This window comes from Pseudomonas sp. P42 (assembly GCF_017973755.1).
Lineage (GTDB): Bacteria > Pseudomonadota > Gammaproteobacteria > Pseudomonadales > Pseudomonadaceae > Aquipseudomonas > Aquipseudomonas iridis.
The window spans coordinates 140,564-152,467 of record NZ_JACOPU010000001.1; the positions used below are offsets into that span (position 1 = coordinate 140,564).

11 protein-coding genes are annotated in these 11,904 nt (G+C 59.8%); 3 read left to right on the forward strand and 8 right to left on the reverse strand.

Translation table 11 applies throughout. The features are described from left to right. Nucleotides 1–11: 11 nt before the first annotated feature. The 3 genes from H8B20_RS00685 to H8B20_RS00695 all read right to left on the reverse strand — a co-directional run bounded on the left by H8B20_RS00685 (nucleotide 12) and on the right by H8B20_RS00695 (nucleotide 3,813). Entirely contained in the window at nucleotides 12–1,727 is a 1,716-nt protein-coding gene (locus H8B20_RS00685) for a proline--tRNA ligase (protein WP_200613534.1), read from the reverse strand. 129 nt (nucleotides 1,728–1,856) lie between these two features. Beyond that, nucleotides 1,857–3,416, reverse strand: coding sequence for an AmpG family muropeptide MFS transporter (locus H8B20_RS00690; protein ID WP_210622080.1), 1,560 nt, complete (start codon nucleotides 3,414–3,416; stop codon nucleotides 1,857–1,859). Nucleotides 3,417–3,459: 43 nt separating this feature from the next. Continuing rightward, nucleotides 3,460–3,813 (reverse strand): MGMT family protein, encoded by a 354-nt coding sequence (locus H8B20_RS00695; protein WP_115146429.1) that lies wholly within the window; start codon nucleotides 3,811–3,813, stop codon nucleotides 3,460–3,462. 164 nt (nucleotides 3,814–3,977) lie between these two features. Here H8B20_RS00695 and H8B20_RS00700 point away from each other — a divergent pair, with 164 nt between their 5' ends. Beyond that, a complete protein-coding gene (locus H8B20_RS00700; RefSeq protein WP_210622081.1) occupies nucleotides 3,978–4,985 on the forward strand; it encodes a DUF481 domain-containing protein in 1,008 nt (335 codons plus the stop codon). 148 nt (nucleotides 4,986–5,133) lie between these two features. Here the strand turns inward: H8B20_RS00700 and H8B20_RS00705 are convergent, their stop codons facing one another. Beyond that, nucleotides 5,134–5,343, reverse strand: coding sequence for a cold-shock protein (locus tag H8B20_RS00705; RefSeq protein WP_002554837.1), 210 nt, complete (start codon nucleotides 5,341–5,343; stop codon nucleotides 5,134–5,136). A gap of 353 nt (nucleotides 5,344–5,696) precedes the next feature. On the opposite strand from H8B20_RS00705, the gene dcd reads away from it, so the two are divergent. Then, nucleotides 5,697–6,263 (forward strand): dCTP deaminase, encoded by a 567-nt coding sequence (dcd, locus tag H8B20_RS00710; protein ID WP_010462661.1) that lies wholly within the window; start codon nucleotides 5,697–5,699, stop codon nucleotides 6,261–6,263. Nucleotides 6,264–6,370: 107 nt separating this feature from the next. Next, nucleotides 6,371–6,580 carry a hypothetical protein gene (locus H8B20_RS00715; RefSeq protein WP_042557949.1) on the forward strand — a complete coding sequence of 70 codons (210 nt, stop codon included), beginning with the start codon at nucleotides 6,371–6,373 and terminating at the stop codon, nucleotides 6,578–6,580. 68 nt (nucleotides 6,581–6,648) lie between these two features. Here the strand turns inward: H8B20_RS00715 and pdeM are convergent, their stop codons facing one another. The 4 genes from pdeM to H8B20_RS00735 all read right to left on the reverse strand — a co-directional run bounded on the left by pdeM (nucleotide 6,649) and on the right by H8B20_RS00735 (nucleotide 11,878). Further along, entirely contained in the window at nucleotides 6,649–7,305 is a 657-nt protein-coding gene (gene pdeM, locus H8B20_RS00720; RefSeq protein WP_210622082.1) for a ligase-associated DNA damage response endonuclease PdeM, read from the reverse strand. Beyond that, nucleotides 7,305–9,791, reverse strand: coding sequence for a ligase-associated DNA damage response DEXH box helicase (locus tag H8B20_RS00725; protein ID WP_210622083.1), 2,487 nt, complete (start codon nucleotides 9,789–9,791; stop codon nucleotides 7,305–7,307). Before H8B20_RS00725 ends, pdeM begins: the two co-directional genes overlap by 1 nt. 190 nt (nucleotides 9,792–9,981) lie before the next feature. Continuing rightward, complete coding sequence (locus H8B20_RS00730) at nucleotides 9,982–10,746, reverse strand: ABC transporter ATP-binding protein (protein ID WP_200613512.1); 765 nt, start codon at nucleotides 10,744–10,746, stop codon at nucleotides 9,982–9,984. 13 nt (nucleotides 10,747–10,759) lie between these two features. Further along, the gene (locus tag H8B20_RS00735) at nucleotides 10,760–11,878 is read right to left on the reverse strand and encodes a succinylglutamate desuccinylase/aspartoacylase family protein (protein WP_210622084.1); all 1,119 of its coding nucleotides are present in this window, start codon (nucleotides 11,876–11,878) and stop codon (nucleotides 10,760–10,762) included. Nucleotides 11,879–11,904 lie beyond the last annotated feature (26 nt).

The window sequence follows — 11,904 nt, forward strand, 5'->3', positions numbered from 1 at the left end:
TCTATCTGGTTTCAGCGGCGGATACGGGCCTGAAGGAAGGACAATACGTCAGCCACCGGCAGCGCTTGCGCCTCGCCCTCGGTACGGCTCTTGTATTCCAGGTTACCTTCGGCGAGGCCGCGGTCACTGACCACGATCCGGTGTGGAATGCCGATCAGTTCCATGTCTGCGAACTTGATGCCCGGGCTGGTTTTCTTGTCGCGATCATCCAGCAGCACTTCGAAACCGGCCGCAGTCAGTTCTGCGTACAGCTTGTCGGTGGCTTCGCGCACCTGCTCGGTTTCATAGCGCAGCGGTACGAGGGCGACCTGGAACGGCGCAAGAGTGTCGCTCCAGATGATGCCGTTTTCGTCGTTGTTCTGCTCGATGGCGGCTGCCACCACACGGGACACGCCGATACCGTAGCAACCCATTTCCAGGGTGACAGGCTTGCCGTTCTCGCCCAGCACTTCGCACTTCATCGCTTTGCTGTACTTGTTGCCCAGCTGGAAGATGTGCCCCACTTCGATGCCGCGTGCGATTTCCAGAGTGCCCTTGCCGTCCGGGCTTGGGTCGCCAGCAACCACGTTACGCAGGTCGGCCACGGTTGGAACCGGCAGATCGCGCTCCCAGTTGACGCCGAAGTAGTGCTTGTCGTCGATGTTGGCACCGATAGCGAAGTCGCTCATCAGTTCGACCGAGCGGTCGATGATGATCGGCAGTGGCAGGTTCAGCGGGCCGAGCGAACCGGCGCCGGCGCCAATCGCGTCACGCAGGTCGGCGTCGGTGGCCATGACCAGCGGGCTGGCAACGCCAGGTTGCTGGGCTGCCTTGATTTCGTTGAGTTCGTGGTCGCCACGAATGACCAGAGCGATCAGCTTGCCTTCTTCTTCGGCGCGCACGATCAGGGTCTTGATGGTCTTTTCAATCGGCAGATTGAATTTTTCCACCAGTGCGGCAATGGTCTTGGTGTCTGGCGTATCGACCAGGCGCAGCTCTTCGCTCGCAGCAGGGCGCGAAGTTTCCCGCGGCACCGCCTCAGCCTTCTCGATGTTCGCCGCGTAGTCGGAGCCGTTACTGAAAGCGATATCGTCTTCGCCGGATTCGGCCAGTACGTGGAACTCGTGGGAACCAGCGCCGCCGATCGAACCGTTGTCGGCTTCAACCGGACGGAATTTCAGGCCCAGACGAGTGAAGATGTTGCAATACGCCTGGTGCATGCGGTCATAAGTGACCTGCAACGACGGCTGATCGGCGTGGAAGGAGTACGCGTCCTTCATGATGAATTCGCGGCCGCGCATCAAGCCGAAGCGTGGGCGGATTTCATCACGGAATTTGGTCTGGATCTGGTACAGGTTGATTGGCAGCTGCTTATAGCTGCTCAACTCGTTGCGCATCAGATCGGTGATCACCTCTTCGTGGGTCGGGCCCGCGCAGAAGTCACGACCGTGGCGGTCTTTGAAGCGCAGCAACTCAGGGCCGTATTCTTCCCAGCGCCCCGATTCCTGCCACAGCTCGGCCGGTTGGGTGCTCGGCATCAACACTTCCAGAGAGCCGGCGGCGTTCATTTCTTCGCGAACGATGGCTTCAACCTTGCGCATGACCCGCAAGCCCATCGGCAGCCAGGTGTACAGGCCCGAGGCGAGTTTGCGGATCATGCCGGCACGCAGCATCAGCTGGTGGCTGATGACGACCGCATCGGAAGGCGTTTCTTTCTGTGTGGCGAGCAAAAATTGACTGGTGCGCATGGTTGGCCGTTGTCGGTTGCTGAGACTGGAAATGACGGAGCAGTGTACCGGCGAGTTTTGCTGACGTACAGAAGTGCGGCCGGCAGTGAGGTCCAACGGCGGGATTCCTCCCGCCGGTGGCGCAACGTCTTACGATTCGTCCACGAGTGGCGTCGGTACAGGCTCGGGCGTTGGCGTCGGGCCTTCGCGGCGGCTTTCCTGGAACCAGTGCAGCGCGATCAGCACCAGTGTCGGCACACCGAGCAGTGCAGTGATCAGGAAGAAGTTGTGATAACCGAACTTCTCGACCATGACCCCGGAGTAGCCGCCGATCAGGCGCGGCAGCAGAAGCATGATCGAACTGAGCAGCGCGTATTGCGTTGCGGAGAACTTCAGGTTGGTCAGGCTCGACAGGTAAGCGACAAATGCAGACGTCGCCAAACCGGAACTGAAGTTGTCCAGGGAAATGGTCACCATCAGCATCTGCAGGTTCGGGCCCATGTCGGCGAGCATCAGGAACAGCAGATTGGTGCCCGCCGACGCTGCGCCGCCGATGAGCAGGATCGGCAGAATGCCGAAACGCACAATCAGCAGTCCGCCCATGCCGGCGCCGACGAGGGTCATGATCAGACCGAATATCTTGCTGACACTGGCAATCTGATCCTTGGTGAAACCCTGGTCGATATAGAACACGTTGGCCATCACGCCCATCACCGTGTCCGACATCCGATAGGTGGCAATCAATCCGAGCAGCAGCAGCGCTTGCCAGCGGTAGCGCAGGATGAAGTCGTTGACCGGCGTCAGCACCGGTGCCAGCCCGCGACGACCCATGGCCGACAGGCACATTGCGGTGAGCAGCGTATAGAGGATGGCGCGCAGGAAGGCGCGGTCTTCCAGCAGCAGGTCGAGCAGACTTGCTCCTTCGAACAGCACGCTGGCGAAATCGGTGTTGTAGAGCTGGGTGAACATCGCCGGCACAGACACTAACAGGACGATCAGCACGAACACGGACATCAGTTGATGCATGAAGGTGTAGCGCCCGGCCTGCAACTGCGTGCGCAACGGTACAGGCGGTTCGCGCATGAACAGCGTTGTCAGCAGGGCAGGGATCATTAGCGCGCCAAACAGCAAGTAGGTGCCGGCCCAGGCCGAGTGCTGATAGTTGAAGCCGGTTGAGCCAAAACCTTCAGCGAAAAACAGTGCGCCGGCAGTCGCCAGCAGCGCGGCTATGCGATAGCCGGACATATAACTGGCAGCGAGTGCGGCTTGTCGGCTGTCGTCGGCAATTTCCAGACGATAGGCATCGACCGCAATGTCTTGGGTCGCGGAAGCGAAGGCAACGATCACCGCAATGGCGATCAGCCAGGACAGATGCTTCTGCGGATCGCAAAAGCCCATGCCGATCAGGCCCAGGATCACCAGTGACTGCGAAAGCACCAGCCACGAACGGCGACGGCCAAGCTTGCCCAGCAACGGCAGGCGCCATTGGTCGAGCAGCGGTGACCAGACCCATTTGAATGCGTAGGCGAGACCGATCAGGCTGGCGTAGCCGATGGTTTCACGGGCCACGCCGGCTTCACGCAGCCAGACCGACAGCGTTGAGAACACCAGCATGTACGGCAGGCCGGCGGCGAAACCCAGCAACAACAGCACGAGCGTCGAAGGACTGGCATAGGCGGCGAGCGCGGCGCGCCAGGTTTTACGGGGCATGGGCTGAAGTCTGCCTCAAGATTGCGGGAACAAAGCGCGCACTCTAACCGCAGTGCTCTACCGGACGCCAGCCATGGCGTTGAATATCCACACGATTGTTCAGGACGGTGATGCCTTCCATGCGCAAACGCGCGCGTTGTTCATCGCCCGAGGGACTGCCTGCCGGCAGGCTGATCCGACCGCCGGCGCCGAGAACGCGGTGCCAGGGCAGTTTGGTGTCGCTGGGCAATTGGCTGAGCGTGCGGCCGACCCAGCGGGCGGCGCGCCCCAACCCGGCGAGATCAGCCAATTGACCGTAGCTGACGACTTTACCTGCGGGCACTTGCGCAAGGGTCGAGTAGAGCGCCGTGCGTCGGATTTGCGCCTCGCTTTCGCCTTCATGGATCGGGTCTGTCACGTACGCGGTTCCTGAGCGGGGTCGAATTAATGCCTGAAGCGTAAACCCTGATCGGCCAGTTGAGAAATGAACTCAATGGAAATAGTCCGGTCAGTCCTTGTCAGGGTCTTATTCCTCCGGATAATGCCGATCCTTTTACGCAAACTTGAGCCCTCGATTCGCTTATGTTTTCCAGAACCTTGCTGTGCCTTGCTGTTTGTAGCGCATCCACGCCCCTGCTTGCCGACACCGTCTGGATGAAGAACGGTGACAAGCTGACCGGCACTATCACTGTGTTCGACGGCGGCAAGCTGTTGATCCAGACCAAATATGCCGGAGCCGTCACGATTGACTGGAAAGAAGTCAAAACCCTGGACAGTGATCAGCACCTGCTGGTCAAGCAAGATGCCTACACGGGTGAAGTCTCGAAATCGCTGACCGCGGCTGACGACGGCAAGGTCACCCTGGCCAATGGCGAAGCGCCGAAGACCGTGGAACTGGCGAGCATTCAGCAGATTCTCAAGCCCAAGCCGGTGGTCGAGGATCTGGTGTGGAAGGGCAATGTCGATCTGGCGCTGGACTATCAGCGTGCGGAGAAGGACACCGACGATTACGACATCGGCTTCAAGACTACGGCGCGGCACGGTCGCTGGCGGCACATTGGCGAAGGCGAATACAACCGTGAAGTTCAGGACGATGTGACCACCACCGACAACTGGCGCGCCGAGTACTCCCTTGACCGCTTCCTGACCGATCAGTGGTTCTGGCAGGGGCGTCTGAACTATAAGCGCGATCACATCGAAGAGCTGGCGCGTCAGCGTGTCGTCGGTACCGGTCCTGGCTACCAGTTCTGGGATGATGAGTTGGGGGCGTTCTCGCTGGGCTCGCTGCTCAACCGCACCGATTACGAATACAAGGATGGCAGCAAGGACAACTTCTATTCCGTTGCCATGAAGTGGGACTACAACCGCTACCTGATCGGCAAGAAGGTCGAATTCTTCACCAACGGCGAAGTTGGCAAGCCGTTGTCCAACGTGGCCAATTACGCGCTGGATGCAGAGATGGGCTTGCGCTACAAGGTCACCGAGTGGGCCTCGCTTAACCTGAAGGCCGAGCGTGACATCATCAGCGGTACCAATGATGCAGATTTGAACAAGACCCGTTATACCGCTGGGTTTGGCGTAGCTTGGTAACGTAAAGCAAAAGATCGCAGCCTTCGGCAGCCCCTGGATTCAGGAGGGGTTGCCGAAGGCTGCGATCTTTTTTTTGCGCCTGAAAAACAGACGCCCACAAAAAAGCCCCGCTTTTAAGGGCGGGGCTCTTTTCTAAAGAAGCTACAAGTTAGATAACTTGTACTTCCTCAGCTTGCATGCCTTTCTGACCGCGGGTAGCGATGAAAGAAACCTGTTGGCCTTCTTTCAGGCTTTTGAAGCCGTCGGATTGGATAGCTTTGAAGTGAACGAACAGGTCGTCACCGGATTGTGGAGTGATGAAGCCGAAGCCTTTTTCATCGTTGAACCACTTAACGGTACCGGTTTGGCGATTAGACATGGTGTAACTCCTTGAACAAAGATAACTGCGACGCAGGAATTGCCCTGGCCGAGACTGAGTGCAAAGAGCAGGAAAAATTCTTGTAGATGGTTGGATCGAAATTCAACATATCGTGTAGAGATTCTCAGTGACACAAGCAACACAGTGACGCCACCTTAACCGGTTTTTCGGAACGTGCCAATGTTTCTTGCAAAGGTTTCTTTGATTTCAGGATCAGCGGTTCCGCGGATCGTCGCCACGCCCCGTATTTCCGGGGAGTTCGGCGAGAATTGCACCGCGCACTTTGAACGCGGCGGCGCGACCGGTAAGATGCCGGACAGAATTTTTCCACCTCGCTATTCAGGACACCCGCCATGAGCATCAAATCGGACAAGTGGATTCGCCGCATGGCGCAGGAACACGGCATGATCGAACCGTTCGTCGAGCGCCAGGTGCGTGGCAGTGACGACAACCGCGTGATCTCCTATGGCGTGTCGAGCTACGGCTACGATGTGCGTTGCACCAGCCACTTCAAGGTGTTCACCAACATCAACTCGGCCATCGTCGATCCGAAAAACTTCGACGCCGGCAGCTTCGTCGACATCCATAGTGACGTTTGCATCATTCCGCCGAACTCCTTCGCCCTGGCCAGCACCGTCGAATACTTCCGTATTCCACGCAACGTGCTGACCATCTGCCTGGGTAAGAGCACCTACGCGCGTTGCGGCATTATCGTCAACGTCACCCCGCTCGAGCCTGAGTGGGAAGGCCACGTGACGCTGGAATTCTCCAACACCACCAATCTGCCGGCAAAAATCTACGCCAACGAAGGCGTGGCGCAGATGCTCTTTCTTGAATCCGACGAGGAATGTGAAGTTTCCTACAAGGATCGCGGCGGCAAGTATCAGGGCCAACGTGGCGTGACTCTGCCGCGTACCTGATTCGTCCATCCGGCGGATGTCGGGAATTCTTTGGCGGGCAGACACTCTATGGGGTGTACTGCCCGTTTTTGTGTCTGGCAAAACGGGCCTTCGCCGAGGAGTGCCCCATGAAGATCGATCCGCATATCAGTGCCGAACTGGCAAGGCTTGAGCCCAATCAGATTGGCGTTTTAGCCTGGTCCTTGTTGGCACATCCGCCCATCAGCATGGCCGGCGGGATTCCTGGTCAGCCTGATCCCGATACCCCCAACGAACAACCGACCGAGCCGGGCGAACCGACCCTTCCGGATGAGCCGCCACCGGCACCTGTCGCCTGATTTGCACTAAAAAACGCGCTAAATGACGCGCTAAATGAATGGTCGGTCAGTAGAGGTCCGTAAAGACTTTAACTGACTGGCCAAATTTCGTTGTCGCCGATGACAAAAATCCTGCAAGTCTCGTCGCGGTTGACCTGATACCCACCGGTAAACGCACCGAACGCCGGCATCAGGCTGATGCGCTCACCGAGTTTGAAACAGGCCAGACGCAAGCTCTGCCGGCCTTTGCCGTGCAGCCGGTAGACCGGGTGCACGTGTCCGGCCAGCACATGTCTTTCAGCGTGGGGATCGGGCTCGTGTTGCAAGGCGAACGGGCCAAGCAACAGCGGCTCCGGCACCACGCGAATGTTCAACGATGCGGGCGGGTCACCCGCGCGTTTGTCGTGATTGCCGCGAATCAGCGTCATCGGCAGATCAGCGTGGCGCGAACGCCATTCGAACAGCGCACTTAACGTGCCTGGCGCATGGGAGCCCGGGCCGTGGAGAAAATCGCCAAGAAAGATCAGTTGCCGACAGGGCAGTTTCGCCAACAGTCGATCAATCACGGCGATGTTGCTCGCCGTCGTGCCTTGCGGAACCGGCTGACCGAGGCTGCGATAGGCGGCAGCCTTGCCGAAATGCACGTCGGCGATCAACAGCGCTTGCTGCGCCGGCCAATACAGGGCCTTTTCCGGTAACAACCAGAGCTCCTCACCGGCCAGACGAACGGGGTAGGGCGCATTCATCAGGCCTTGCCCTTGTCGGCTGATTGCTCCAGATCACCCACCATCCGTCTGATTCGGTCAGCGAGTTTTTCCGAGCTCATGCTCTCACGCATGCGTTCCACCAACAGCGGAAAGCCTAAGGGTGTAGGACGTTTGATCAGGTGTACGTCGAGTTTCATGCGATTGATGTGCTCCAGCGTCTGTTCAAGCCTGTGAATATCCAGTTCCTCTCGCAGGACTTCTTCCCCGGCCTGCGCCAGCAGCAGGTTGTCAGCGTCATATTGTTTGAAAACCTCGAAAAATAAACCGCTGGAGGCCTGCACCTGTCGGGTACTTTTTGGCGCGCCGGGGTAACCGGCGAACACCAACCCGGCAATTCGGGCAATTTCGCGAAAACGCCGCAGGGCCAGTTCACCGGCGTTGAGGCTGGCCAGCACATCGCGCAGCAGATGTTCGGGGCTGAACAGTTCGGCATCAAGTTGCTGCGACCAATCAACCGGGGTGGCGCTGAGCAACTCCAGACCGTAATCGTTGACCGCAATCGAGAACGTCACCGGCTGACGCTGACTGGCACGCCACGCGAGCAGGCTGGCGAGCCCCAGGTGCACTTGGCGACCGGCAAACGGATAGAGGAAAAGGTGCCAGCCTTCGCGGGATTTCAGCACCTCGACCAGTAAGTTGTGCGTCGTGGGCAGGCCAGACCAGCGCGCCTGGGTTTCCAGCAAAGGGCGCAGGGCCTGCATTTCCGGCCCGACAAATTCACCCTGTGCGGCGGCGGTGAAGCGTGCCACTACCGCCTCGGCCAATTCATTGGAAAGCGGCATGCGCCCGCCATTCCAGCGCGGTACGGCGGCTTTTTTCGCGGTGCTGCGTTTGACGTAGGCGGTCATGTTCTCCACGCGTACCAGCTCCAGCAGACGTCCGGCAAACAGAAAGCCATCACCGGGCTTGAGCCGCGCAATAAAACCTTCTTCGACGCTGCCCAGCTGCTTGCCGCCGCCACCCTTGCTCCAGAACTTCAGCTGAATGCTCGCGTCGCTGACGATGGTGCCGATGCTCATGCGGTGCCGCCGCGCCAGCCGCGCATCTGGCAAGCGCCAGACACCGTGCTCATCCGGTTCGACTCGTCGGTAATCCGGATACGCTGTCAGAGACATCCCGCCATGGCGTACGAATGCCAGCGCCCAGGCCCAATCCGCCTGTGTCAGATCACGATAAGCCCAGGCGCCGCGGACTTCTTTGTACAGCTCCTCGGGGATAAATCCGCCACCCAGCGCCATGCTGACCAAATGTTGCACCAGCACATCCAGCGGTTTTAGTGGTGAGCGTCGCGGTTCGATACGCCGTTGCGCCACGGCATCGCGGGCAGCGACAGCTTCGATCAGATCGAGGCTGTGGGTGGGCACCAGCGTCACTCGTGAGGTGCGTCCCGGTGCATGGCCGGAACGCCCGGCGCGCTGCATCAGGCGGGCGACACCCTTGGCCGAACCGATTTGCAGCACGCGCTCCACCGGCAAAAAATCCACGCCCAGATCCAGGCTGGACGTGCAGACCACTGCCTTCAAATGGCCGTCCTTCAATGCCTGCTCTACCCAGTCGCGGGTGTCACGGGACAATGAGCTGTGGTGCAAAGCGATCAACCCGGCCCAGTCCGGCCGCGCTTCAAGCAGCGCTTGATACCAGATTTCCGACTGCGCCCGGGTGTTGGTGAACACCAGGCTGCTGGCGCAAGCGTCGAGTTCGGCGACTACTTGCGGGAGCATCTTCAGACCGATGTGTCCGGCCCAAGGAAAGCGTTCGATTGTCGGTGGGAGGAGGGTGTCGACCTTGAGGGATTTTTCACTCTGGCCCTGAATGCTGACGCCACCGCCCTGTGGGATCAGCACCTGCTCGGCGTGGGATTGATTACCGAGTGTGGCGGAGACGCCCCAGACGATCAGGTCTGGCTGCCAATAACGCAGGCGGGCGAGGGCCAGTTGCAGTTGCACGCCGCGTTTGTTGCCGAGCATTTCGTGCCATTCGTCCACGACGATCATGCGCAGGGTCGACAGTGCGCTGTGTGCATCGGCGCGGGCGAGTAGCAGCGTCAGGCTTTCCGGGGTGGTAATCAGCGTGGTCGGCAGACGTCGGCTCTGGCGCGCACGTTCGCTGCTGCTGGTGTCGCCGGTGCGCAGGCCGATGCTCCACGGGATCTGCAGATCGGTCACCGGCGTTTGCAACGCGCGGGCGGTGTCGGCGGCGAGGGCGCGCATCGGCGTGATCCACAGCACGGTCAGGGGTTCGGCAACGGGTTTGCGTTTGCGCACCGTTTCAACAACCGGCGCGGATCGAGCGAAACGGTTGAGCGCGGCAAACCACACCGCATAGGTTTTACCGGCGCCGGTGCTGGCGTGGAGCAGTCCGGACTGGCCGTTTTTTACGGCGGCCCAGACCTGTTTCTGAAAGACGAAGGGTTTCCAGGTACGGGCGCTGAACCAGGTTTTTGCAAGGTCGGGAGATTTCGCCATGCCGGCTGCGCGCGCTCTGGAGGGGTTCTTCCAATGACCGCGGCTTGGCAGGACAAGTTTAATTTTGTGGGTGATGGATTTCCCTGTGGGAGCGAGCCTGCTCGCGAAGGGGACTGAACATTCAAAATCAATGTGACTGACAGACCGCTTTCGCGAGCAGGCTCGCTCCCACAGGGTTTACGTGTGTAGCTTATTTCAGGTTGCCACTGAGGAATTGCTTCAGGCGTTCGCTTTTCGGATTGCCCAATACGTCTTCGGGGGCACCTTCCTCCTCCACCAAGCCCTGATGCAGAAACAACACCTGGCTCGACACCTTGCGGGCAAAACTCATCTCGTGCGTCACCATGATCATCGTCCGGCCTTCTTCCGCCAGGCCCTGGATCACCTTCAGCACTTCACCCACCAGCTCCGGGTCAAGCGCCGAGGTCGGTTCGTCGAACAGCATGACTTCCGGCTCCATCGCCAATGCCCGGGCGATTGCCACGCGTTGCTGCTGGCCACCGGAAAGAAACGCCGGGTACTGATCCGCCACGCGTGCCGGCAAGCCGACCTTGTCCAGATAGCGCCGCGCGCGATCCTCGGCTTCCTGTTTGCTGCAACCCAGCACCCGGCGCGGGGCCATGGTGATGTTTTCCAGCACGGTCATGTGGCTCCACAGGTTGAAGTGCTGAAACACCATCGCCAGTCGCGTGCGCAGGCGTTGCAGCTCACTTGCGTCAGCGACGTGCATGCCGTGATGGTCGGTGACCATGCGGATGGCCTGGCCATCAAGGCTCATGGCGCCGGCGTTGGGTTGTTCGAGAAAGTTGATGCAGCGTAAAAACGTGCTTTTGCCCGAGCCGCTGGCGCCGATCAGGCTGATCACGTCGCCGGTCTTGGCCTTGAGCGACACGCCTTTGAGCACCTGATGGTCGCCATAGCTTTTGTGCAGGCCTTCAACGGTCAGTTTGTACATGGGACAGACATCCTCAAGGCGAAAGTAGGTAGCCGCTGCGATAGGCTTCGGCGCCCGCGACGTGGGCGATCACCATGCCGGCCGTGGCCATGCGCCGCAGCGAACGGGCGTACATCAGGCCGGCAGTGGTGCAATGAACGGGGGTGATGCGATCGTTGATCGGGTCGATGATTTCGGCGATCTGTTGGCCCGCCTCCAGGTATTGCCCCGCTGTGGCGGTGTAGACCAGCAGGCCGCCGACCGGCGTGGTCACTGGTTCCACCCCGGCCAGTGGTGTGGCGGGGTACGGCAATGGCGGCTGCGGTTTTGTCTCACCGACGATGGCGTCGGACTGGATCAGATAATCGATCAGCGCCTGACAGTCGCGGCTGGCCATGGGGTGATTGACATCGCCCTGACCGCGCAACTCGACGGTCACTGAAAAACTGCCCAGCGGAATCTCGAACTGTTCGCCGAAACGTTCCCGCAGTTGCCACCACAGCAGGGTGAAACACTCATCGAACGACTGTCCGCCGGAGTCAGTGGCCAGCAGACTGGCCTGCGAGCCCATGTAACGCGCTAGCGGCTCGACCTGCGGCCACGCTTCGGGCGTGGTGTAGAGGTGAACCACCGATTCGAAATCGCAGTGCAAGTCCAACACCATGTCGGCATCGCAGGCCAGCCGTTGCAGGGTCAGGCGCTGTGATTGCAGTTGCGTGCTGGCGGTCTGGCGGGCGAGGGCGTGGCGCAGGCTGGTGCGGATCAGTTCGAGGTTGCGTTGCGGGTCATCGCCCAGCTGGCCCTCGATGGCGTTGCCGATTTCTTCGCTGAGGTCGACGAACCAGCGATTGAAATTTTGCCCGCTCTCCAGTTCGTAGCGGCCCAGTGGCACGTCCATCAGCACTTGTTCGAGGCCGATCGGGTTGGCCACCGGTACCAGCACGATCTCGCTGCGCAAACGGCCGGCCGCCTCCAGCTCTGCAAGGCGCTGCTTGAGATGCCAGGCCACGAGCATGCCGGGCAATTCATCGGCATGCAGCGAGGACTGGATGTAGACCTTGCCTCTGGCCTGTTCCGGGCCAAAGTGAAAACTGTGAATCTGTCGTGCGGTCCCCGGCAGCGGGGCGAGCAGGTCATGTATCTGGTGTCGCATGTTCTTTCTCTTTATTCCTGAAAGCG

Coding starts and splice junctions, on each gene's coding strand:
- H8B20_RS00730 (WP_200613512.1), bottom strand. CDS start 10,746: ATGTACAAACTGACCGTTGAAGGCCTGCACAAAAGCTATGGCGACCAT.
- H8B20_RS00690 (WP_210622080.1), bottom strand. CDS start 3,416: ATGCCCCGTAAAACCTGGCGCGCCGCGCTCGCCGCCTATGCCAGTCCT.
- H8B20_RS00725 (WP_210622083.1), bottom strand. CDS start 9,791: ATGGCGAAATCTCCCGACCTTGCAAAAACCTGGTTCAGCGCCCGTACC.
- H8B20_RS00735 (WP_210622084.1), bottom strand. CDS start 11,878: ATGCGACACCAGATACATGACCTGCTCGCCCCGCTGCCGGGGACCGCA.
- pdeM (WP_210622082.1), bottom strand. CDS start 7,305: ATGAATGCGCCCTACCCCGTTCGTCTGGCCGGTGAGGAGCTCTGGTTG.
- H8B20_RS00700 (WP_210622081.1), top strand. CDS start 3,978: ATGTTTTCCAGAACCTTGCTGTGCCTTGCTGTTTGTAGCGCATCCACG.
- H8B20_RS00685 (WP_200613534.1), bottom strand. CDS start 1,727: ATGCGCACCAGTCAATTTTTGCTCGCCACACAGAAAGAAACGCCTTCC.
- dcd (WP_010462661.1), top strand. CDS start 5,697: ATGAGCATCAAATCGGACAAGTGGATTCGCCGCATGGCGCAGGAACAC.
- H8B20_RS00705 (WP_002554837.1), bottom strand. CDS start 5,343: ATGTCTAATCGCCAAACCGGTACCGTTAAGTGGTTCAACGATGAAAAA.
- H8B20_RS00715 (WP_042557949.1), top strand. CDS start 6,371: ATGAAGATCGATCCGCATATCAGTGCCGAACTGGCAAGGCTTGAGCCC.